Raw genomic sequence first — 23,224 nt, 5'->3', positions numbered from 1 at the left:
AACGTAGCTCATCAAGGGTTATTGATATAATTGCAGTGAGGCAATCCAAGCTATGCGCCCATTACACCCAATTGACTTTATATTCTTATCCTTAGAAAAAAGACAACAACCTATGCATGTAGGCGGTCTGTTTTTATTTGAAATTCCAGAAAATGCCCCAGATACATTTATGCAAGATCTGGTCAACGATATTCGCAAATCCAAAACCATTCCTGTCCCGCCATTTAACAATCGACTGAGCGGCCTCTTTTGGGATGAAGATGAAGAGTTCGATCTGGATCACCATTTTAGGCATGTTTCTTTACCCCACCCGGGACGTATTCGCGAGTTACTGATTTATATTTCTCAGGAACATAGCACCCTCATTGATCGGGCAAAACCACTCTGGACATGCAATATTATCGAAGGGATTGAAGGCAACCGTTTTGCCATGTACTTCAAAATTCATCATGCCATGGTGGATGGCGTTGCAGGGATGCGTTTGATTGAAAAATCACTATCAGATGATCCAACAGAAAAAAGTATCGTTCCCCCTTGGTGTGTCGAAGGCAAACGCGCAAAACGTTTAAAAGAGTCCAAGCCGGGACGAATCAAAAAAGTGTTAATGGGCTTGAAAGATCAACTGCAAGCTACACCACGCGTGATGCAGGAACTTTCTCAAACACTGTTAAAAGACTTTGGGCGTAATCCTGATTATGTTTCAAGCTTTCAGGCACCGAGTTCAATATTGAATCAACGTGTCAGTTCTTCACGCCGTTTTGCGGCACAGTCATTTGAACTAGATCGCTTTCGTCATATTGCCAAAGCACTCGATGTCACCATCAATGATATCGTTTTGGCGGTGTGTTCTGGTGCATTACGCGAGTATCTAATTAGCCATCAAAGCTTGCCAAATAAACCATTAATTGCGATGGTGCCAGCTTCGTTACGCAGTGATGACTCTGACGTCAGTAATCGAATTACCATGATTCTGGCAAATCTGGCGACCCATAAAGATGATCCTTTAGAACGCTTACAAACGATTCGTCGTAGCGTACAAAATGCCAAACAGCGCTTTAAACGCATGACCAGTGATCAGATTTTAAACTATAGTGCTGTGGTCTATGGTCCTGCTGGACTGAATATCTTATCTGGCATGATGCCAAAACATCAGGCATTTAATCTGGTCATTTCCAATGTTCCAGGCCCACGTGAGCCGCTTTACTGGAATGGCGCTAAACTAGATGCACTTTACCCTGCTTCTATTGTCCTTGATGGACAAGCGTTAAACATCACCATGACCAGTTATCTGGATAAACTTGAAGTGGGTTTAACCGCTTGCCGTAATGCGTTGCCACGTATGCAAAATTTATTGACACATCTGGAAGATGAAATTCTTCGTTTTGAACAGTTGATTGCAGAAAAAGAAAGTATGCAACAACGTGAAACTCAAGTCAGTGCAGTCAGTTAAGCCATCACAAGAATAAAATAAGGGGCTTGATATGCCCCTTATTTTTTAATGGTACGACATTGTTTGAGTAATTGATGACACACTGAGCGGATCATCGCGGTGGTAATTTGTACTTCTTTACCTTGATCGTCCACCATATAACATGTATTCACAACATTGCTGCTGTCCATGACATGTTTTAAACCTTGACCAAGTAATCTTTCACTTACATTCATGCTAGAGAACCTCGACTTGCTAAGACGTCTAAAAAGGGAGAATTTGTCTTTGGCTACTGGATATGTCTAGTATTTAAAATTCGCAGGCGAAAGTAAAATTTCAGTTGTAACAAGGATTAAGCGAAATCCTGTTACAATTTCAGCTTAAAATGATGTCATATTGCTCTTGCGTGTATAAATTTTCGACCTGAAATTTTATGACACGATTCACAAAATGCTCCAAATCCGCGACAGCAGTAGCTTCCGCAGTCAATAAGCGATCGATCACCGCAGGATGCGCAACGACAGTAAAGCCACTCTTGGATTCAAATGCTCGGGTATATCTTAAAATTTCTCGAAATATCTCGTAACACACTGTTTCTGCTGTCTTCACATAACCCCGCCCCTGACAAGTCGGGCAGGACTCACACAGCAAATGCTCCAAAGATTCGCGCGTACGCTTGCGCGTCATTTCTACCAAACCAAGCTCAGACACTTGTGTAATTTTGGTTTTGGCATGGTCACGTTCCAGCATTTTTTCGAGCTGACGCATCACTTCTTCACGATGCAAGGCCTCTTGCATATCGATGAAATCAATGATAATAATACCGCCCAGATTACGAAGTCGTAACTGACGTGCAATGACCTGTGTCGCTTCCATATTGGTTTTAAAAACCGTGTCTTCGAGACTACGACCGCCTACATAAGAGCCGGTATTAACATCAATGGTGGTCATCGCTTCGGTTTGATCGATCATCAAATAACCGCCAGACTTTAAGGCAACCCGAGTCTGTAAAGCCTTTTGAATATCTTCTTCGACATTATATAAATCGAATAATGGACGCTCGCCGGGATAATGAATCAATCGATCTTTGATATTGGGGACAAATTCATCGATAAATTCCACCAGTTTTGCATGAATTTCACGTGAATCTACATATACCTTTGAGGTTTCTTCATTGGCTAAGTCTCGGATTACCCGCTGTGGTAAAGGTAATTCTTCAAAAATTAGATTTGGAACGACACCACCTTTTTGCTTACGTTGAATAAACTCCCATAGCTTCGCCAAATAACACATATCCTGCGCAATCGATGCTTCATCAATCCCATCAGCCGCCGTTCGAACAATCACACTCCCCGGCAAATTGTGTTCTTTTTGAATACGCTCAATCATGCTACGCAGACGATCTCGTTCTTCTTCCGATTCAATCCGCTGTGACACCCCAATATGATTACCATAAGGCATCAGAACCAGATAGCGTGAAGGAATGGAGAGATCAGTACTTAAACGCGCGCCTTTAGTACCAAGCATATCTTTCATCACTTGCACAGTGAGAATTTGCCCCGGATGTAAAAGCTCAAAAACATTTGGCATTGGCTGCGAACGTGGCCAAACCATGTCATTGATATGTAGAAATGCAGTTCGGGATAATCCAATATCGACAAAAGCCGCCTGCATACCCGGCAATACACGAACCACTTTTCCTGTATAGATATTGCCGACCAAGCCACGTTTGACTGTCCGCTCAACAAATAATTCGTTGACTGTTCCGTTTTGGATTAATGCCACCCGACACTCCATAGGCGTGACATTAATCAGTAGTTCTTCTGACATACTCAAACTCAAAATGTTATAAAAATTCTTGTTCCAGAGTTAAAGAAGATCAAGCGTCCAATCTAATCGATTAATTAAAGCCGCCGTTTTCCCCTATAAACTTAACTCTTTTTAATAACTGTATTGTCTCGAATAAAGGCAAGCCCACTACATTGCTATAACTGCCTTCAATTCGAGGAATAAATTGGGCAGCTGCTCCCTGTATGGCATATGCGCCTGCTTTACCCACAGGTTCCCCTGTTGCCCAATAATTTTCCATATCTGCTTGAGTTAAATGCTGAAATTCAACTCGAGTCTGTACAACTTGACTCAAAAAATCACTTGCAGTGGCTACACAAATTCCAGAAAAAACATCGTGCTGACGACCGGACAATGCGGTCCAGATTTCAAAAGCATGCGCTTTAGATTCTGGCTTTCCAATGATCTTACCATCAAGTCCCAAACTTGTATCCGCTGCTAATATCACTGCATCTGGACACTGGCTAAAAATGACTTGAGCTTTTTCTCGTGCCAGACGTTCAACATAACTCGAAACGGATTCATTGTCCTGTATAGATTCATCAATATCTGGACGAACAATATCAAAGTTCAAACCAAGTTGTCTAAGCAGCTCTTGTCGTCTGGCCGAGCTTGACGCCAAAATTAAATGCGCCATTTATGTAAACAATAATAAATGATCGGCCAACATAAAATACTGGTCATCAACGGTTGCCAATGGCGAGCAATGGAAAAATGGAAGCCTCCCATGATTTGCGCCATCCACATAAAAACCAAATGCGCAATCAAGGCTAAAATCACAATCGTCCATAAGTTCATAAACGTTAAAATCCGTCTTTCACGAGTGAAATAACGCACAATAAACGTGATCAGAACAAAACTCAGCGCATTGAGTCCTAATGGCGAATCGATTAATAAATCGGTAAATAATCCAGTGGCAAAGGCGAACCAGACGCCACACCACGTTGGCTGACACAGCACCCAGAACAGCATGACCATCAACATCACCAATGGTCGCCAGCCCGAAACATCATAGGACAATGGATAAATCATTAAAATCGAACTGATGACTATTGAAATAATAATAATGATCAGAGGATCTTTACGCTTTTCATATTTTAACTTAGCGATTGGCATACGGTTGCTCCATCGCTAGGGATTCAGAAAATAACACCACAACATGATGTCCACTGGCCAACTGCGCCGCAGGAGTCACATCAATTTCAGAGAACTCACCCGAATTATGTCGACGGACCAACGAGACTGTTCCCACCAGATAACCTGCGGGGAAATGTTCGCCCAATCCCGAACTATAGACTTTATCCCCAATCTGTACATTGGCACTTGTGGGAACATATTCCATTTTTAAACGTCCAAGATCGCCAGTTCCAGACACGATGGCGCGCATCCCAGTCCGTTCCAGACGCACAGAAAGTGAATGTTCTTTATCTGAAAGCAGCATGATACGTGAACTATGTGGATAGACATTAATGACCTGCCCCATAATCCCCTTATCATCCAAAACTGTTTGACCGACTTTAATCTGATTGGTCTCGCCGCGGTTGATAATAATGATATGACGCAATGGATCTGCATCTGTCCCGATCACTTCTGCAATTTCCATACGCCCATCAATAATTAAAGGCGTATCCAATAACCCTCGCAAACGGGTATTTTCCGCAGAGAGTTCAGATAATTTTTGTAGGCGCACCTGTGCCTGAAGCAACTCAGCCTGCATCGCTGTATTTTCACGACGTAACTGGGTTTCAGACTTGGTTTGTTGGTTGAGCCATTCTCGCGACAGTACAGGATAGCTGGCTAGTGCATAAATCGGGTTATATGCAGCATAGGTCACATCCCTCGCAGGCTTGATAACATGAGGCATACGCCAGTTAATAAACAGCAACACCAGACATGTAATAACCGCGATGACAAACGAGCGAAAAGATGGCGGTTGTCTTGAAAAAAGATTCGGTTGCACCGCCTCGTCCTTAAAAAGTATTAACCAACAAAGAGCATGTCATGATTTGGGTTATCAAAGAACTCCAGTACTTTACCGCCACCACGTGTCACACAAGTCAGAGGATCTTCTGCAACGACCACAGGTAAGCCTGTTTCCTGAGCAAGTAACTTATCCAGATTACGCAATAAAGCACCGCCGCCTGTTAAGACAATTCCGCGCTCTGCGATATCAGAAGAGAGTTCAGGTGGCGTTTGTTCAAGTGCTGATTTCACCGCACTGACAATGCTTTGAAGTGGATCAGAAATCGCTTGCATGACTTCATCAGAAGTCACGGTAATTGAGCGAGGTACACCTTCTGCCAAATTACGACCACGAACTTCTATTTCCAAGGTCTGACCATCTGAAACAGCCATGCCCACTTCTTTTTTGATAATTTCAGCCGTCGTTTCACCAATCACACAGCCATGCGCCTTACGCACATAATGAATAATCTGTTCATCGAACACATCACCACCAATACGTAGTGAATCGGCATATACACAGCCTTGTAGTGAGATAATCGCAATCTCGGTGGTACCGCCACCCACATCAACCACCATCGAACCACACGCTTGTTCAACTGGCATACCTGCACCAATCGCAGCGGCCATCGGCTCTTCAATTAAACGCACATCACGCGCACCTGCATTAAATACAGCCTCACGGATGGCACGGCGTTCAACTAAAGTTGATTTGCATGGCACACACACCACCACACGTGGTGCGGGTGGAAATAAGCGTTTTTCATGTACTTTACCAATAAATTGGTTCAACATGGTTTCGGTGACTTCGAAATCAGCAATCACACCGTCTTTCATTGGACGAATCGCGGAAATATTGGCTGGTGTACGACCTAACATTTGTTTAGCATCGAGACCTACCGCAGCTACAATTTTCTGCGAACCACTGTGACGAATCGCCACAACAGTCGGCTCATTTAATATAATACCTCGGCCTGGTGCATAAATCAGTGTATTTGCTGTACCTAAATCAATGGCTAGATCTGGCGAAAACAAGCCAATTAGTCGTTTTAGAATCACGGGTCGTTCTCAGTTAAACTTTATATGGACGCAAGTTGGCAACTTTAACTAAATGTGATGCTTTGAACAAGTCAATCGCTTATTATAAGCCACATTATTTGCAAATTTTTAATACTGACTTAGGTGATGTTATGTCTACATCGGATGCTCAGCATTCAGATTTAAATGCACAAACCGTATCTCAAATCGCCAATCTTGCTCGATTGTCGCTTAATGATACGCAATCTAGCGACTATGCTCAAAGTCTAAATAAAATTTTAGACATGATGGACAGCCTAAAAAGCATTGATACTGAGGGTGTTGAACCTCTGAAAAGTCCGTTTGACAACCCGCAGCCCTTGCGTGCCGATGTGGTCACTGAAAGCAATCATCGCGATGAATATCAAGCAGTTGCACCTGAAACGCAGGACGGACTTTATCTGGTTCCACGCGTCATTGAATAGTTAAAAACAGATAAATTCTTTGTGATTTATCTCCCTAAATTTTAGAATTTGACGATATAGAATTTTTACTTATGACAGATTTACATCGCTTATCTATTCGTGAACTTTCCGAAGGCTTAAGCCAGACGAAATTTTCCTCACGCGAATTGACTCAACATTATCTGGATCGTATTGCCAAGCTTGACACAAAGATTCAAAGTTATGTGACTGTTACACCTGAACAAGCACTGGCTGAAGCCGATGCCGCGGATGCCGCATTCAAAGCAGGTCATGCCACCGTATTAACAGGCATTCCGTTAGCACATAAAGATATTTTCTGTACCCAAGGCATTAAAACCACTGCGGGTTCAAAAATGCTGGATAACTTTATCTCTCCTTATGATGCTACTGTGGTTGCCAAAGCCAAAGCAGCAGGTCTGGTCACTTTGGGTAAAGTGAATATGGATGAGTTTGCCATGGGCTCAACCTCAGAAAGCTCCTATTTCGGTGCGACCAAAAACCCGTGGGCGGTGGATCGAGTTCCTGGTGGTTCGTCTGGCGGTTCAGCAGCAGCAGTGGCGGCTGATCTTGCACCTTTTGCTACAGGGACAGATACAGGCGGGTCGATTCGTCAACCTGCTTCATTCTGCGGCTTAACAGGCTTAAAACCGACTTATGGTCGTGTCTCTCGCTTCGGTATGATCGCCTATGCATCTTCACTGGATCAAGGCGGGCCAATGGCACGTTCGGCTGAAGATTGTGCCTATTTGATGAATGTGATTGCAGGACATGATGCCAAAGATTCCACATCGGTCGATAAAGAAGTCGATGATTACGTTGCGAATCTAAATGCAACCTCGTTGAAAGGCTTGCGTATTGGGATTCCAAAACAATACTTCAATGTGGCAGGTTTAGATGCTGACGTTAAAGCACGTGTTGAAGAATCTTTGAAAAAGCTTGAAGACATGGGGGCGATCTTGGTTGAGATTGATCTCAGCATGACTGAAAGCTATGTGCCAACTTATTACTTGATTGCCCCTGCTGAAGCATCTTCGAACCTGTCACGTTATGATGGCGTGCGTTATGGTTATCGCTGTGAAAATCCAGTCGACTTGATGGATTTATACAAGCGTTCACGCTCTGAAGGTTTTGGTGCTGAAGTACAACGTCGTATCCTGATTGGAACTTATGCCCTCTCTGCGGGTTATTACGATGCCTATTACGTGAAGGCACAAAAAGTACGTCGTTTGATCCAACAAGATTTCTTAAAAGCATTTGAAACTGTTGATGTGATTGCAGCACCTTCGGCGCCAACCACTGCGTACAAGATTGGAGCTGATTTAACCCCTGTTGAAATGTACTTGGGCGATATTTATACCCTTGCAGTCAACCTTGCGGGCTTACCTGCAATTAATGCACCTGTGGGCTTGGACAGTAACAACTTGCCAGTGGGCTTACAATTGATTGGCAATTACTGGTCAGAATCACAATTACTTTCAATTGTGCATCAATACCAACAAGACACTCAATTCCACACACAACGTGCGGCAATTGCTGAGGAGACTGCATAATGAACAATACTGCAAACGTAGCTCAGAAAAAGCCAAAATCAAAGTTGATTGATGGTTGGGAAGTGGTGATTGGGATTGAGATTCACACGCAGTTGGCAACCCAATCTAAAATTTTCTCAGGTTCATCGACTGAATTTGGTCAAGACCCAAATACACAAGCGAGTCTTATCGATTTGGCTATGCCGGGCGTGCTGCCAGTGCTAAATGCAGAAGTGGTAAATTTGGCCATTCGTTTTGGTTTGGGCATTGATGCGTATATCGATCAAGCATCGGTGTTTGCGCGTAAAAATTATTTCTACCCAGATTCTCCTAAAGGCTATCAGATTAGCCAGATGGACAACCCTATTGTTGGTTTGGGGCATATCGACATTCAGCTTGAAGATGGTGAAGTTAAGCGTATTGGCGTGACCCGTGCGCATCTTGAAGAAGATGCAGGCAAGTCAATACATGACCAGTTTGAAGGTCAGTCAGGCATTGACTTAAACCGTGCGGGTACACCTTTACTTGAAATCGTATCTGAACCCGATATGCGTTCAGTCGAAGAAGCCGTTGCCTATATCAAATCGATTCATACTTTGGTTCGCTGGCTAGGTATTTCGGATGGCAACATGGCAGAAGGCTCATTCCGTGCGGACTGTAATGTGTCGTTGCGTCGTCCGGGTGATGCATTTGGTACCCGTTGTGAGTTAAAAAACCTCAATTCATTCCGTTTCATTGAACAAGCGATTAATGTTGAAATTGAACGCCAAATGGAAATTTTGGAATACGGCGGTTCGATTGATCAGGAAACCCGTTTGTTTGATCCGAACAAGATGGAAACCCGTTCCATGCGCTCGAAAGAAGAAGCCAATGATTACCGCTACTTCCCTGATCCAGACTTGCTCCCAGTAATTATTGCCGATGAACAAATTGAAGCCATTAAAGCGACCATGCCAGAATTACCTGCTGCCCGTCGTGAACGTTTTATCGCTGATTTTGCTGTGACTGAATATGATGCGCATGTTCTCACGCTTTCACGCGAAATGGCAGATTTCTATGAAGCTGTGGTTGCGGCTTCTGGCGGTGCAAAGCAAGGTAAAGTCTCTGCAAACTGGGTGATGGGTGAATTCTCAGGCGCTTTAAACAAAGCAGGTCTGGAATTGGCAGACTCTCCTGTTTCTGCTGAACAGCTTGGCGGTATGATTGCGCGTATTGTGGATAACACCATTAACGGTAAGATTGCTAAGCAAGTGTTTGGCTTTATGTGGGAAGCAGAAGGTAAATCTGCCGATGACATTATTAGCGAAAAAGGCTTAAAGCAAGAAACCGATACGGGTGCGATTGAAGCGATTATCAAAGACGTACTTGCAGCCAATGAAAAAATGGTTGAAGAGTACAAATCTGGTAAGGAAAAAGCTTTTAATGGTCTGGTTGGTCAAGTCATGAAAGCGGCAAAAGGTAAAGCCAACCCAGCTCAAGTGAATGAATTGATGAAGAAATTGATTGGTTAAATTGAGCTAACCTCAAAAGAAAACCCGTTTTAGAACGGGTTTTTTGGTTTTATAGGATAAAATACCTGCACAATAATTTTTTAAACTAAAACTGACATGATCATTCAACTTATGAAAAATAGATTACTTCTGAGTACTTGTTTACTTTTAATCAGCAATTCTAATTTTGCACAAACACCTCAAGTCCCTAAAGCTTATACTGATACTATCTTTAAAGCGGCAGGTTTTACAAAAAGCAAAAAAGGCTGGAAAAGTGATTGTTCAGTCGGTGAAATTACGACTTATGCTGATTTAAACGGTGATGGGCTGAAAGATGCAATTGTTTCAGATTACGGCACCATGTGTTATGGCAATACAGGCGTTGGGTATTATATTGTGGCCCAGCAAAAAAATGGGAAATGGAAGCAATTATTTAGTAATTCAGGCATCCCCAATTTTCTTCAAACGAAAGGAACTGATGGCTGGCTAGATATTGAAAATGGAGGGCCTGGTTTCTGCTTTGCAGTCTATCGTTGGGATGGTCAAGCTTATAAAGTTAACCGCTATGAATATGAAGGCAAGGCTTGTGAGTTATAACGAATAAATTATAAAATCAATAAGTTAAGACAATTTATTTTAACTAATCTCATTTCAAAATAAAACCCGCATTAGAGCGGGTTTCGTTTTTAAGCTTATAATAATTAATAAGATTTCAACTGTTGTGTAACAACTTGCTGTGCCTTAAAATATGCATTTTGCTGCGTATGCCACTCTTTATTAAGCATATTAGCGACACGTTTAGACTCTTCTTGCTCTCTATGAATTGCGGAGTATGTATCACGAATCCGCTTTTCGAATTCCTTGATATCAGCAGTTTTCATTACTCACAGCCTCTAATTTATCAGTATCATCAGATACATCAATAGGTTTATTTAAAGAAAAACATATAACAGGGTTATTGCTTGATAGATGATCTGTTGCCATTTTATCTAGCGTCTTTATGAATTCTACTTCATTTGCCGTAGGTTTGGATACGTTTTTAAATAATTGTTTAGCTTCTTTACGATCAATAACAAAACTATGTGCAGGATATGCACTTATCAATTTGACTAAAGCCCCTTCTTTCAAATTTTGTGATTTTTCAGCTAACCGGCGACCATATTCAAACGCAATCATTGTTGCCCTATGTAGCTCTCCCAACCTCAAAGGATCAATTTGAGCAAAAATAGGGGCAAAAACACCTGTTGTTACATTTGTGGCCATTTCACTTGCGATTTTTGTAGATAGTTGCCCCCCCATTCTCATTTCGATCAATAAGTCTTTTAGCATAGATTTTACATTCTGAGTTAATGCCGAAACAGATTGTGGTAAATCAAGACCAGATGTACGTTCAAATAGTTCTGTTGATTTGCTAAGCTGAATATCTAGAGGTCCAAGCTCTCCTTTATCCGCCAACACAATGCTTGAAGCTCCTAAACAAATTAAAGTACCTGCTGACTTACAATCATTTACAATAATGACTTCAAATCCATTTTCATAATGGTGTTGTAAAGCTCTACCAATTCTAAATCCTGCGTGAGGATTACCACCATATGTACACAAGTATAGTTTTGCTTTTTTATTTCCTAGCAGTTTTAACTGATCACAAATTTTTGTAATTTCATTGTACCCATCAAAAGAGATTTCTCCCATATATATAATCTGATCAACTAAATCATTTGAATCATTTGAATCATTTGAATCAGTTGAATCAGTTGAATCAGTTGAATCAGTTGAATCAATGTCTTCTACAGAAAAACTATTCTCCTGTATAAACTCTTTTTTAACCCTATCAATTTTTTTCTGTATAGCTATAGATGTCATCTTTCATTTTCTAAATTTAATTAACCCCAACTAAAGTATATATCATAATAGAAAAATAATAATTACACTAAAATCAAAAAATAAGAGATTTTTCAGAAAAACATTTAAGTCCCAACGATCACAATTATTAAAAACAAATAAAAAAACAATTAAATAAAAATAAAAATAAAAAATGAATTTTAATTTAAAAACCCTTGAGCAATAGCCACATATTTCAAATAAAAAAACTAACTATCAAACAAATAGCTGTAATTTCATAAAAATAATTTATTTAATATCAAATATAGTTAAATCTCACAACTAGATTTTTCTTAACAGTTATTAATATTTAGAAGCCATCACCAATACATCCAAGTAACAACTTCTTTTATTATACTGATTACTTAAAAGGGTACTCGACTCTTATCACTGCCCTCTTAACACACCCAACTTACCCAATACATCAGGCGTCAAAAACGTCATCGCAATCTTATTTAAATCAATATAACGAAGCGTTCCTTGTAACTGCTGATTCACCGCAGGGTCTTTAATAATGCTTTCCCCTGCATCACGCCCTAACTGCTGAAAACTCTGTCCAACCGCGTGTAATCCTTCAGTCTGAATCACCGCTTTGGTCTGCGCCGAACATTGTTCAACGATAATTCGCTGTAAAACTTGCGCCAGTTTTTGATCTAACTGATCTTTTTGCGTAGGCGTAATATTACTAAACGCTTTTAAGTCTGGATGTACCGATAAAGCTGCATAGGTCCATTGCAATACTGTAGTCTTATCTGTAGCAGTCGTCGATTTGACCAGACAATCACTCAATTGATCGACAGCGGGGCCAGCACTCGCGATTTGAGTTCCACCCAAACTACTTAACAGAACAAGTGAAGTTCCAAGAATAGAATATTTACGGCGAATCACATCATATAGGCGAGACATTCATCTAACTCCAATCAACAATTTCCTATTTCTATCATAGTTAGATTCCTTGCATCTGTAACTTGGCTGTAAATAAGAGCTTATCCTTGCCCTGTATAATTCCAATCATCTGGAATATTTGGTTGTTGTGGAGCCTGATTTAAATCAATATTTAGATTACGACTGCCTTTATAAGACTTCTCACCCGAATCTGATACAGACGAGATATCTAAATGGTAGTGATAGCGAAATTGCCACAACATCGGTTTAATCGGGCGAATATCCAGACTTAGACCATCCTCATCATGACATCGATCTTTAGCCTGTTCATAATCCTGTTCTGAGAAACAAGCACGAATCATTCGAGTAAAACTAAAGGGATAATCTGTTATAAAGCGTTGTGTTTTTCCCTGCTCAAGCAATTCATAAAAACTAGCGCGCTCAATGCTCGCACCTCCACCTGAATACATCTCTGAAAAGGGTGCAATCACCGCAACGGCATAACGCGTTGGTGTCATTGGAAATAACTTAGGAAATATAAAGGATGAGTCATCATCATTTGTATGTTCTACAGCAAGCGGAAGCTGCCATTGACCATCAAGCTTCAAACCTGATGGAGATGTTTGAAAGACGGCAATGCGATCATTTTTAAGCAACCACAACTTGTGATCGGGTGCTTTAAGACTCCGTAATTGTTCAGTCTGATCACAAAGTAGTTTTAGTTGTGTACAAATTTGCGTTTGTTCAATTGTATTTAACTGATTTTTCTTAAACTCAAGAATATTGAATGGAGCTGCTGAGGCTGTAATCGTGATAGCCATTAGCAATATTGCCCAAATACATTGTCTGGAAGTTTTATTATTATGATTCATATTTTATACACTCTTTTGGTTCACATTTTCTTGACTCATAATTTAAGTAAAGTTCGATCATCTTATGTTCATGACTTTTTTTAGCAACTTTAGCAATGCAAAATAACTTAATAGCATTCGACTAAAGAGACAAGAGGAATAACTTAAAGCATCAAGGCGGTTATGCTATGGTTGATACATGCTTGAGATCAATTTTTATGCTTTTTTTCTTGGCAATAAACACAACAAAAGAGGATTAACGCATGTCCAAACAAATTTTAATGTTGGTCGGCGATTATGCTGAAGATTATGAAACAATGGTTCCTTTTCAATTTCTGACCGGCTTAGGATATACCGTACATGCGGTTTGTCCTGAAAAGAAAGCGGGTGATCAGATTGCAACCGCTATTCATGATTTTGAGGGCGATCAAACCTATAGTGAAAAACGTGGGCATAATTTTGCCATTAATTATGATTTTAATGCCGTTAATACACAAGATTATGTTGGGCTTGTGATCCCCGGTGGGCGCGCGCCAGAATATTTACGCATGAATGAACGTGTGGTCGCCATTGTCCGTGAATTTGACAACGCACAAAAACCAATCGCCGCTGTTTGTCATGGTGCTCAGTTATTGGCCGCAGCAGATGTAATTCGTGGTCGTTTATGTTCGGCTTATCCTGCATGTGCAGCCGAAGTAAAATTGGCGGGTGGTCAATATGCAGATATTGCGGTCACAGAAGCCGTCACCGATGGACATTTCGTCACCGCCCCTGCTTGGCCTGCACATCCTGCATGGCTTTCTCAGTTTGTCAAAGTACTTGGAGCTCAAATTACGCTGTAGAACGGCGATGAGTATTATTTAATATCGCTTTTTCGTTTGAGTTTGACATATGGCAATACAACAAGCTCAAACGAAATATCTTAATTCTTTAAAAACTATTGAATCTGTTTCAACATATTTTGGGCACCTGCATGATTTTGATGAGTCGCTAGATTTTGTAAAATCCCCACTGCCCGAGCTTTAGGATTGCTAAAGCGGCTCTTATAAGCAGATACATGGGTTAGGCATTTTGCAACCAATACGCCAGATTCAGCATATACATTACTTCCATTGGTATTATACAACTTGCCATAACTATAGGCTTTTTCAGCATTATTGCAGGCAACAATCTCGTTGTGTCCCTTACTCAAATCTTTACGTGCAGTGACATAGTATTTTAATTGTTGTGATTGAGGTGTTTCAGTCACTTTTTCTGGCATCTTGATCGGAGCGATGGGTACAGGCTTCGTCTCTTTTTTTGCATCTGATTCTTTTTTAAGATCAGCTTCTTTTTTTGTTTCAATCTCTTTGTCAGACTGATGCTTCATATTTTTGGTCGAAGACGGATTACTTACTCCTTTTTTAGGTGAGATAGCAGAAACAGGATTGGCTTTACTATAAAAAGTTTTAGTTTCTTCAAGCGTCATTATTCGAGTTTGTAAACTCACGACACTGGTTGCATTTTGATCTAGATTTTTACGTTGTGCAGTCGGTTCAATCGAAACAATCCAGCTTTTTTCAGCCCCATAATCACATTGATAGGCTCCTATTCCCTGCTTCACATTTGGATGAGATGCCAATATTTTTTTAGTTGAATGATCTTTAATTAAACTCAGATTGCTATGACGCAGCACAGAAAATTTCCCACCATTGGCATGACAATATTGACTTAAATATTTCCGTGGATAAAGTGATTCTGGTTCAATATTGGGTTGTTGTTGTCCCCAGTCATAGATATATTCACGTGAAATGCCTGTTGCACCATTCAATTGTTTTTGGTCGATCAAATCCTGAGGAGATGCAAAAAGCTGCATTGAATCAGCATGATTTTTAGGTGTAGATGCACATCCGTGCAACAACAATACATTCAACCCAATCCATAGCCATAATTTAGATTTCACGTTACTTTTTCTCAGTCCTTTTTTTATCGCTAAAATATAGCAAAAAATATAATCAAATAAATCTAATGATTTGATTTTTATTAAAATATAAGTGAAACCAAACTTGATGACGTATTCAAAAATAGGACTAAAATGCCAACTTTTTTTCTCTTCATCTCGTAAACAATGAAATATGTATCACTCATATCTATGAGGTTTTTATAGAAATGTTTGATCGCGTAAGTTTTTCGCTTTAATGCGACTTGTAATGCTCGATCGTTTGAATCCTACATAACAGATGAGTTACTTAAGCCCTGTCATAAGCTCTATCAAATTACTGGCTAATTTCATCCTTTAACTTAAACCTTATTATTACTTACCATACGAAGCTTGAAGTAAGGATAAAATATGCTGAACCCGAATATTCATCTGGTCTGCACGGTAGATAGCATAGATCGGCGCAATACATGGTTTTTTGGCTTCAAGTAATTTATAAATAATCTGCTTATTCCAGAAATCTTGAATCGATGCAGGCACAATTGATAAACCAATCCCTGCCGCAATCAAGTTTAAACTGGAAGTCAAACGAGGCGCTTCCTGTACCACGTGAGGACTAAATCCAGCTTGATAACAACTTGCCATAATATTATCAAATAAATCCTGCCCGCCTAAACGCCGATAAAGAACAAACTCGTAAGGTTCCAAGTCAGATAACTGAATCACGCCATCAGTTTGAGCTAAACAATGATTATTGGGTAAAGCCACCATTAAGGGCTCGTTCAACACATGTTGACTACGCAATTTTCGCTGCCTTGGCGCAGGTTTACGTAAAAATACGATATCCAGTTTTTCATTAATGACCGCATCAATTAAGGCACTGCTACTTTCTTCTTCCAGATAAATAGAGACTTGAGGAAATTGATCACGAAATGCTCTTAACACCGTAGGCAAAAAGGGATGCAATCCAACAGAATGAGTGAAGCCCACATTCAATTGTCCCTCTTTGCCCTGAGCAATATTTTGAACGCGTCTGGGGATCGACTGTGCATGAGCCAAAATGGTAATCGCCTCTTGATAAAGCACTTTACCTGCTTCTGTTGCCTCCACCCCACGTGGCAATCTTTTTAAGAGCTGGGTATCGAGTTCCTGTTCCAAACTTTGTATCAATCTGGTCAAAGGAGGCTGCTGCATATGCAGCCTAACCGCAGCTTTAGATATATTACTTTCTTCAACCACAGCAACAAAAGCATTCAGTTTATGTATATCAATCATAGCGATACTTTTTGAGTATGTTTTATGCCAAAAATAGCATTGGTAAATATATCATAATCGGCTCATGCTATGCCTATCAGCTTAGACGATAAAAGGTGACGCAGTGAAGATTCAAGCCATGCCAATAGCGAGTGAACAATCGATAACTCCTGATTGCAAGGCTTTATTTAGCGGATTTATGAAGTTGGGTTTGATGGGTTTTGGCGGCGTGTTACCGCTGGCACATCGTATGATTGTAGAGCAACAAAAATGGCTAGATGAAAGCCAATTTACCAACTTACTGGGCATTTGCCAGTTATTACCCGGTGGCAATATCATTAATATGTCAGTGGCAATTGGCATGCAGTTTCAAGGCATTAAAGGTGCCATCAGTTCGGTATTAGGACTGATTTTTGCTCCAACTGTAATCGTCTTAATGATCTATCAGGTATATGAACATTTTCAATACTTAACGGTAGTAAGACATCTTATTCAAGGATTAGCCGCTGCGGCAGCAGGACTTTTGTTCGCCACAGGCTTCAAAATGCTTCGTCCTATATTAAAAAGCAAGCTCACCCTTCTGACGATCACGCTGACATTTATCTTTATGCTGTTATTTAAGCTACCACTGGCGTTGACCCTAGTTATTTTACTCACCATTAACTTTTTGATTCTGAGAGTAAAAAAATCATGATCTTGGTACTCATAACTCTAGCCTTAGTATTTACTCAACTGTCTGTTTTGGCCTTTGGAGGTGGCAACGCCATTCTTCCCGAAATGCAGCATCAGGTGGTAAATATTCATCACTGGATGAGCGCTGAACAGTTTAGCTCATTGTTTGCAATGGCACAGGCTGCACCAGGGCCAAATATGATGATTGTTCCTCTGATTGGCTGGCATGTCGCAGGGCCTGCTGGATTGTTGGTAACTTCTATCGCTAAATTTGGCCCGTCATCGATGATTACCGTCTACGCACTCAAATTTTGGCAACGTTTTAAGAATCATCCGTTTAGAAGCCGCTTTGAGCAAGCACTTAAACCCATTACCGTAGGCTTGGTGCTTGTCAGCGCATGGATGATTGCCCATGCATCTGCCCAAAATAACATACTAGTTATGATTATTATCTTAACTACACTTTTAGGTTTATTTAAAAAAATTCATCCGCTTTGGGTCATGTTGCTTGGTGCAGGTTTGGGTATTGTGCTGCTCTAAATCGGAACAGACATAAAAAAACCCGCTGCTTGCGGGTTTAAACTTATTTATCTAAGATTGATTCAAAGGCTTTTAAACGCTTATGAATGGAGAGTAATTCAATAATCGTTTTCCAAGAATTAATCAAATATTGAAATGAGTCACGGACTTTACCGAATACTCCGCCTATTTGATTAATCAGACCTAAAGTCAGTTTTCCTGCGGCAATCGACGGAAATAAAACCACCAGATTGTAAAGAATATCCAGTTGTCCATACCATGTAGCAGTTAAATTAAAATAAGCATAATGAAAATAAAGTCGAAAATAGTTTTTGCGTACCCGACTAAATAATTCTTTTAAAGTCGCAGGTTGTGCACGATCCGCATGATCTTCCCCATAGACCAATTCTTTACGATATGCTGCTTCAACTTTTTGATTATTAAATTGTAAGCCAGGTAATTTAATCCCCACCACCATCAATAAGATAGTTCCAAATAATGACCATACAATCGCAGCCCAAACCAATGAATGATTGAGCTCACCCACGATCGGAACAACCGGAACATATTTTGAAAGTTGAAAAAGTAGTGGAAGAAACGCGATTAAAGTCATCATCGCTTTGATCAGCTCTACCCCCAAATCTTCCATGATAGTAGCAAAACGCATGGTATCTTCCTGCACACGCTGTGATGCCCCTTCCACATGCCTTAATTTGTCCCAATTTGCCGTATAATAATCATTCATTGCCGTCCGCCAGCGAAAAACATAATGGCTGGTAAAAAAGGCATTAATCACCGCAAGCGTTACTCCAACCATGGCAATATAAAGAAAAACCATCGTTTCTTTATATAAATCCATTATGTTTCCACCGCCATTGGTCAGCATGCTTTGAATCAAATCCCAAAAAGGCACATACCAAGCATTTACCGCAACACTGACCTGTACCCCAAACCAGATATTGAATAAAATAAAAGCGGAACCCCAAACTGACCATCGTTGCCACGGATTATCTGAAACTTTCTTCCAAAACAAAGCAAATATGGCTGTCGCCACAAAAAACCAAAGATAAAACCATAAAAAAGCAGGCGACCAAAAACGGCTTACACCGACAGGAAGTTCAGCATCGGCATATCCTTTTGGAAAACCCAAAAATTCGCCCCACTCTTTGCCGCCTGAATACCAAAGCACAATATTAATAATAAACCAGAAGATGAGTGATAAAAAAAACCACTTGGGTTTTGGAAAAAATGACTTGAACATGAAGTTGCGATATTCCTTTTTCTGCGCACTATCGTTGGGATAGAAATTAAGATGTAAATCTTAAATTCCGCCTAAATAACTGTCTGTTCTTTGTTATTTATGTACAGCTCTATATAGCGCTTTTTGTATGGACGATACAAGTCCCATACATTGATAGTTGCTTTCATTTTTTATACTTCAGCCAAGCTCAGCTTTCTTAAATGCCGATATCCGTTTTTGTTTTTTTAAAGTTACTTTAATAGATGATTTAAATTGACTTAAAGATATAAAGAAATAGGTAATTTCAAGAGATTCATTGCGTGAAAGCGAACGTATTAACTATGTCATTTTCACCAGTGAGCAAAATAAACATATCTGATCCAAGTTTATTAAAATCAACCCGACAACATCATATCTATTTAAAAAATATAGATATAAATTTTAAATAGAATTTTTGATAGGCGTTTTGTTTGTCAGATATGTCTCATAAATGGACTAAGTTTGATATACAATATATAAAATATATGCACTTCAAACGGGAGTAAATTTTTATGGATCTAAAAGCTATCGAACTTATCGAAACGATTACTTTACATAAAGAAAATTTTACACCTAAAGTTTTCGAAAAAGGAACCGTGCTTAAAGTCATGATGCCAACACCAACCTCTTTATTGGTTTCTGATGATGAAGGCTTTTCGTTTACGATTGCTTTAGATCAGGAAGGCAAAACTTGGCACCCATTATAATGGTGTTCTTTATATCGTTTTGATGTTTGGTGCTGTATTGACTGATCTAAGATCACGGAGATGTAATTTTTGGGTTAAAGGGAAAACACGGATGGTTTACTTCAACACTCATGACTTTGTAAGTCATAACCTTTGCCTATAAACTTTTGGTCTATAGCGTCCTAAGCCGAATCGAGACCTTTTGGGTGAGTACACACTTACGTGATACATTTCGGTGCATGCTACTCTTTTCGATCCCCTGTGGAACTTTTGTTCCTAACCTTGCTAAATAGTCTAGAGAGAATCCGGAGAGATTGTTTTCCGAATTTCTAGCTTTATTAAACGTAATTGAAAATTTATTGCAAATTAATTAATTTTCTTAGAAAAAATTCTCTTTATATTTCCACTTTCAGATTTTTAACATCTCCTTTCTCCTCAATAGCGAAATTTTTTAATTTTACATCTGGCTCTTTATACTATTAATCATTTATTAGGTTTTATCTAAGGTGGAATAATCGTTTGAGCAAACTTATGCAGGGTATCAACTTTGCCTTGATCAAATGCTTCAGGCTTAATGTAATAAAGCTGATTTTTTTTAAGAAATGGCGCAAAATAGACCCCACTTTTGGGAATAAATGATGGGTTGAAGATTCGCTTATGAGCAATTTAGCTTTCGCTTCATTTTCACTACATGGTGTTGATGCACAAAAATTTTTGCAGGGTCAAGTTACGATTAATGTCGAAGCTTTATCTGAAAATACGACCCGTTATACTGCAATTTGTGATTTAAAAGGTCGCATCCATTTTGGCTTATGGTTAAACAAACAGTCTTCCGAAAGCTTTCAAATTGTCACCACGCAGGATCAGAGCGAGGAATTTGCCAAACATATTCGTAAATACGGCGCTTTTTCTAAAATGAAACTAGAGGATACGGGTCCTGTATTTCCATCACTGGTTGAGAAAAGCAGTGAATTTTCAAGTACAGAATCAGATATTACCGCTTGGCAATTACATGCCATCGAAGCCGGTCAGGCATGGATTGCTCAAAGCACTGAGCATGAGTTTCAGCCGCAGGAATTACGCTTACATCAACGTGAAGGCGTTCATTACGATAAAGGGTGCTATCTAGGTCAGGAAATTATCGCGCGATTGTGGTTTAAAGCTAAACCAAAACATTGGTTACATTTGGTACTTGGCAATGGTGAAGTGCCTGCACCCGCAACAAAATTAAGTAACGACGTTGAAGTGGTCAATAGTATTGCGGTTGAAGGTGGTTATAAAGCCTTGGTCGTAGCCAAACCTGCTGCGCTTGAAGAATTGAGCTTAACCATTTTGGATTTACCCGAATATTTAAGTGGTGATGTGGCAAGACCGCAATAACTTGCGATGAATGCTCTATTTATTTGTAGTAGAAATCAATGGCGTAGCCCAACAGCAGAACGTGTATTTTCAAAACACATGAATACGCGTTCTGCTGGAACGAGTAAGCAAGCCAAACGGGTGGTTTCAGCACGAGATATCGTATGGGCAGATCATATTTTTGTGATGGAATATCACCATAAACAAAGATTGGTTGAACAATTCAATAAGAATCTGAGAAATAAAAAAATTACCGTCTTAGAAATCCCAGATGAATATCATTTTATGCATCCAGACTTGGTTGAATTGTTAAGCCAAGCCATGCAGCCTTATTTATAACTAAACACATTTCTTCACTATTGTTTTTCATCATTTTTTGGCATGATCAAATGGCTTTTTATTGTGGAATGCAACATGAAATTTTTATTCAGCGCATTGACGCTAAGCTTATTTAGTATCTCCCTCAGCCATGCCAATATTGCCACTGTGCAACAAAATTTAAAGAAGAATTTTCCAGATATTCCAGTGCAATCGGTACAAACCACGCCTTTAAAAGACATTTATGAAGTCTATATGGGCGGGCAAATTGTCTATACCGATGATGATGCCAATTACTTTTTTATTGGCAATCTCATTGACAATAAAAACCAAAAGAATTTAACCGAAGATAGTTTACAAAAACTTGAAAAAATTGATGTTTCCACACTACCTCTCGATCAAGCCATTAAACATGTCAAAGGCAATGGTCAACGTGTTCTATACCTCTTTAGCGACCCTGATTGTCCTTATTGCCAACGTTTAGAAAAGCAAATGGCATCGGTCGATAATGTCACGATTTATTTGTTTTTATATCCACTCAAAGGTTTACATCCGAATGCAGAAAATATGGCCACGCAAATCTGGTGTGCCAAAGACCAATATGCTGCTTGGGAAGATTATCTCTTAAATAAAAAACAGCCGACAAAATCTGCAAGTTGCCAAACACCAATTCAGAAAAATCTGGAACTCGGTAAACGCTTAAAAATTAGCGGAACTCCCACCATGTTCCTCAAAAATGGCAACAGAATTACAGGTGCGGTGGAGGCCGATGAATTAAATCAGCTTTTAGATAAAACCAAATAAATTTTAGGGAAGTTTAAAATCTTTGATCTTCCCAAATTTAATCTATGATTAAGCAATCGACTGTAAAAAATGACACATTCATTCTCAATTTTTATATTTACATTCCACGCAAAACTTTTATGATGATGATTCACAATGTAATACCCATATTGTGCATCAATGGAATGATGTAAGTATGACAACAGGATTTTTAAAATGAAAAAACTTCTTCTCGTCGGTCTTATTGCTTTATCTTCAACCACCTTTGCAGCAGAAACAGCCCCTCAAACCAGTACAGCCAATAACCCTTTTGCCAAAGCTGAACAGTTATATAAAGACAAAAATTATAATGCGGCTTATCAGGAAATGGATCGTTTAGCCAAAACAGGCAATGCGCAAGCGATTTACAATCAGGGATTTATGAGTGAATTGGGACAAGGTACTGCTCAGGATTCAAAAAAAGCGCTTGCTGCTTATCAGGAAGCCTCCAATAAAGGTTATCCAGTCGCGACATATCGCCTTGCTCAAATTTATATGGCGGGTGAGTTAGGTGTCACGAAGGATGAGAAAAAGGGGCGTGAATATCTGGAAAAAGCCTCGAATGCAGGTTTGGATGAAGCAACCGTAGAACTTGCCGTATTATTATTTGCTGAAAATAAAGATGCTTCGAATAAACTGGCACTACAAAAGCTTCAGCCATTAATCAATAAAAATAATTATCGTGCCATACACTTAAAAGCGATATATGACATCAGTAATGGTTTTAAGACCAAGAATGAGGCCGCAGTTAAAGTGGGTTTAGCCAGTATCGAAAGTCTAGCCAAGAAAGGCTATATTCCTGCGCTGATGGCCGTTGGAAACTTGATGACTAACGGCAATATTGTGCCGCAAAATTTGCCAGAAGCACGCAAAATTTTTGCTGCTCTAGCTCAGGATAATGTTCCTCAAGCCAAAGAATCACTGGCTACGGTAGATAAGCTGATTGCGGAAAAAGCGAAAGCACCTGCCACCAAAGCAAAAAGTTAAGTGAAACAACAAATCATTTTGCCTCTATCATCG

The 23,224-nt window shown here is 39.8% G+C and carries 26 protein-coding genes; 13 read left to right on the top strand and 13 right to left on the bottom strand.

All coding sequences use genetic code 11. The annotated features are described in order from the left end of the window. Positions 1-52 precede the first annotated feature (52 nt). Complete coding sequence (locus F944_RS15470; RefSeq protein ID WP_004992595.1) at positions 53-1,450, top strand: WS/DGAT/MGAT family O-acyltransferase; 1,398 nt, start codon at positions 53-55, stop codon at positions 1,448-1,450. A gap of 38 nt (positions 1,451-1,488) precedes the next feature. Here F944_RS15470 and F944_RS17020 read toward each other — a convergent pair whose 3' ends face one another. From F944_RS17020 to F944_RS15445, 6 genes are all read right to left on the bottom strand, one after another. Then, a complete protein-coding gene (locus F944_RS17020; protein WP_004992592.1) occupies positions 1,489-1,665 on the bottom strand; it encodes a PA1571 family protein in 177 nt (58 codons plus the stop codon). 139 nt (positions 1,666-1,804) lie between these two features. Beyond that, positions 1,805-3,259 (bottom strand): ribonuclease G, encoded by a 1,455-nt coding sequence (gene rng, locus F944_RS15465; RefSeq protein ID WP_004992590.1) that lies wholly within the window; start codon positions 3,257-3,259, stop codon positions 1,805-1,807. 70 nt (positions 3,260-3,329) lie between these two features. Beyond that, positions 3,330-3,914, bottom strand: coding sequence for a Maf-like protein (locus F944_RS15460; RefSeq protein ID WP_004992589.1), 585 nt, complete (start codon positions 3,912-3,914; stop codon positions 3,330-3,332). After that, positions 3,902-4,393, bottom strand: coding sequence for a rod shape-determining protein MreD (gene mreD, locus F944_RS15455; RefSeq protein WP_004992586.1), 492 nt, complete (start codon positions 4,391-4,393; stop codon positions 3,902-3,904). The genes F944_RS15460 and mreD overlap by 13 nt, the downstream gene beginning before the upstream one ends. Beyond that, positions 4,380-5,237 (bottom strand): rod shape-determining protein MreC, encoded by an 858-nt coding sequence (gene mreC, locus F944_RS15450; RefSeq protein ID WP_004992584.1) that lies wholly within the window; start codon positions 5,235-5,237, stop codon positions 4,380-4,382. Before mreC ends, mreD begins: the two co-directional genes overlap by 14 nt. A gap of 20 nt (positions 5,238-5,257) precedes the next feature. Continuing rightward, the gene (locus F944_RS15445; protein WP_004992581.1) at positions 5,258-6,298 is read right to left on the bottom strand and encodes a rod shape-determining protein; all 1,041 of its coding nucleotides are present in this window, start codon (positions 6,296-6,298) and stop codon (positions 5,258-5,260) included. A gap of 131 nt (positions 6,299-6,429) precedes the next feature. Here F944_RS15445 and gatC point away from each other — a divergent pair, with 131 nt between their 5' ends. From gatC to F944_RS15425, 4 genes are all read left to right on the top strand, one after another. Further along, on the top strand, positions 6,430-6,741 hold the full coding sequence (gatC, locus tag F944_RS15440; protein WP_004992579.1) for an Asp-tRNA(Asn)/Glu-tRNA(Gln) amidotransferase subunit GatC: 312 nt from the start codon (positions 6,430-6,432) through the stop codon (positions 6,739-6,741). 71 nt (positions 6,742-6,812) lie between these two features. Further along, positions 6,813-8,291, top strand: coding sequence for an Asp-tRNA(Asn)/Glu-tRNA(Gln) amidotransferase subunit GatA (gene gatA / locus F944_RS15435; protein WP_004992577.1), 1,479 nt, complete (start codon positions 6,813-6,815; stop codon positions 8,289-8,291). Beyond that, on the top strand, positions 8,291-9,781 hold the full coding sequence (gene gatB, locus F944_RS15430) for an Asp-tRNA(Asn)/Glu-tRNA(Gln) amidotransferase subunit GatB (protein WP_004992573.1): 1,491 nt from the start codon (positions 8,291-8,293) through the stop codon (positions 9,779-9,781). Before gatA ends, gatB begins: the two co-directional genes overlap by 1 nt. Positions 9,782-9,877: 96 nt before the next feature. Beyond that, positions 9,878-10,357 carry a hypothetical protein gene (locus F944_RS15425; protein WP_004992546.1) on the top strand — a complete coding sequence of 160 codons (480 nt, stop codon included), beginning with the start codon at positions 9,878-9,880 and terminating at the stop codon, positions 10,355-10,357. Between the two features lie 104 nt (positions 10,358-10,461). Here F944_RS15425 and F944_RS15420 read toward each other — a convergent pair whose 3' ends face one another. From F944_RS15420 to F944_RS15405, 4 genes are all read right to left on the bottom strand, one after another. After that, positions 10,462-10,641 (bottom strand): cyclin family protein, encoded by a 180-nt coding sequence (locus F944_RS15420; protein WP_004992544.1) that lies wholly within the window; start codon positions 10,639-10,641, stop codon positions 10,462-10,464. Continuing rightward, complete coding sequence (locus tag F944_RS15415) at positions 10,628-11,623, bottom strand: SDH family Clp fold serine proteinase (RefSeq protein ID WP_004992542.1); 996 nt, start codon at positions 11,621-11,623, stop codon at positions 10,628-10,630. Before F944_RS15415 ends, F944_RS15420 begins: the two co-directional genes overlap by 14 nt. A gap of 405 nt (positions 11,624-12,028) precedes the next feature. Then, complete coding sequence (locus F944_RS15410) at positions 12,029-12,547, bottom strand: hypothetical protein (protein ID WP_004992540.1); 519 nt, start codon at positions 12,545-12,547, stop codon at positions 12,029-12,031. A gap of 80 nt (positions 12,548-12,627) precedes the next feature. Beyond that, a complete protein-coding gene (locus F944_RS15405) occupies positions 12,628-13,347 on the bottom strand; it encodes a hypothetical protein (RefSeq protein ID WP_010588609.1) in 720 nt (239 codons plus the stop codon). 293 nt (positions 13,348-13,640) lie between these two features. Between F944_RS15405 and F944_RS15400 the strand changes: the two genes are divergently transcribed. Continuing rightward, positions 13,641-14,219 carry a DJ-1/PfpI family protein gene (locus F944_RS15400; protein ID WP_004992534.1) on the top strand — a complete coding sequence of 193 codons (579 nt, stop codon included), beginning with the start codon at positions 13,641-13,643 and terminating at the stop codon, positions 14,217-14,219. Positions 14,220-14,314: 95 nt separating this feature from the next. Here F944_RS15400 and F944_RS15395 read toward each other — a convergent pair whose 3' ends face one another. Together F944_RS15395 and F944_RS15390 are read right to left on the bottom strand one after the other, a co-directional pair. Next, complete coding sequence (locus F944_RS15395) at positions 14,315-15,319, bottom strand: hypothetical protein (RefSeq protein WP_004992532.1); 1,005 nt, start codon at positions 15,317-15,319, stop codon at positions 14,315-14,317. A 351-nt stretch (positions 15,320-15,670) separates the two neighbouring features. After that, the gene (locus tag F944_RS15390) at positions 15,671-16,570 is read right to left on the bottom strand and encodes a LysR family transcriptional regulator (RefSeq protein WP_004992531.1); all 900 of its coding nucleotides are present in this window, start codon (positions 16,568-16,570) and stop codon (positions 15,671-15,673) included. Positions 16,571-16,673: 103 nt separating this feature from the next. Here F944_RS15390 and F944_RS15385 point away from each other — a divergent pair, with 103 nt between their 5' ends. Both F944_RS15385 and F944_RS15380 read left to right on the top strand, forming a co-directional pair. Further along, positions 16,674-17,243: a chromate transporter gene (locus F944_RS15385; RefSeq protein WP_026039864.1), complete on the top strand. Its 570-nt coding sequence runs from the start codon at positions 16,674-16,676 to the stop codon at positions 17,241-17,243. A gap of 2 nt (positions 17,244-17,245) precedes the next feature. Then, complete coding sequence (locus F944_RS15380; protein WP_026039863.1) at positions 17,246-17,761, top strand: chromate transporter; 516 nt, start codon at positions 17,246-17,248, stop codon at positions 17,759-17,761. Between the two features lie 43 nt (positions 17,762-17,804). Here the strand turns inward: F944_RS15380 and sbmA are convergent, their stop codons facing one another. After that, positions 17,805-19,001 (bottom strand): peptide antibiotic transporter SbmA, encoded by a 1,197-nt coding sequence (sbmA, locus tag F944_RS15375; RefSeq protein WP_004992524.1) that lies wholly within the window; start codon positions 18,999-19,001, stop codon positions 17,805-17,807. Between the two features lie 530 nt (positions 19,002-19,531). On the opposite strand from sbmA, the gene F944_RS15370 reads away from it, so the two are divergent. From F944_RS15370 to F944_RS15350, 5 genes are all read left to right on the top strand, one after another. Beyond that, complete coding sequence (locus F944_RS15370; protein WP_004992522.1) at positions 19,532-19,726, top strand: hypothetical protein; 195 nt, start codon at positions 19,532-19,534, stop codon at positions 19,724-19,726. A 636-nt stretch (positions 19,727-20,362) separates the two neighbouring features. Further along, complete coding sequence (gene ygfZ, locus F944_RS15365; RefSeq protein WP_004992521.1) at positions 20,363-21,085, top strand: CAF17-like 4Fe-4S cluster assembly/insertion protein YgfZ; 723 nt, start codon at positions 20,363-20,365, stop codon at positions 21,083-21,085. A 6-nt stretch (positions 21,086-21,091) separates the two neighbouring features. Continuing rightward, positions 21,092-21,403: a low molecular weight protein tyrosine phosphatase family protein gene (locus tag F944_RS15360; RefSeq protein ID WP_004992517.1), complete on the top strand. Its 312-nt coding sequence runs from the start codon at positions 21,092-21,094 to the stop codon at positions 21,401-21,403. Between the two features lie 75 nt (positions 21,404-21,478). Further along, positions 21,479-22,186, top strand: a complete 708-nt coding sequence (locus F944_RS15355; protein WP_004992516.1) for a DsbC family protein — start codon at positions 21,479-21,481, stop codon at positions 22,184-22,186. 195 nt (positions 22,187-22,381) lie between these two features. Further along, positions 22,382-23,191, top strand: a complete 810-nt coding sequence (locus F944_RS15350; protein WP_004992511.1) for a tetratricopeptide repeat protein — start codon at positions 22,382-22,384, stop codon at positions 23,189-23,191. The last annotated feature ends 33 nt before the right edge of the window (positions 23,192-23,224 follow it).

The organism is Acinetobacter ursingii DSM 16037 = CIP 107286, assembly GCF_000368825.1.
Taxonomy (GTDB): domain Bacteria; phylum Pseudomonadota; class Gammaproteobacteria; order Pseudomonadales; family Moraxellaceae; genus Acinetobacter; species Acinetobacter ursingii.
The sequence above is the reverse complement of the archived record's forward strand: the minus strand, read 5'-3'. Positions and strand labels throughout refer to the sequence as shown.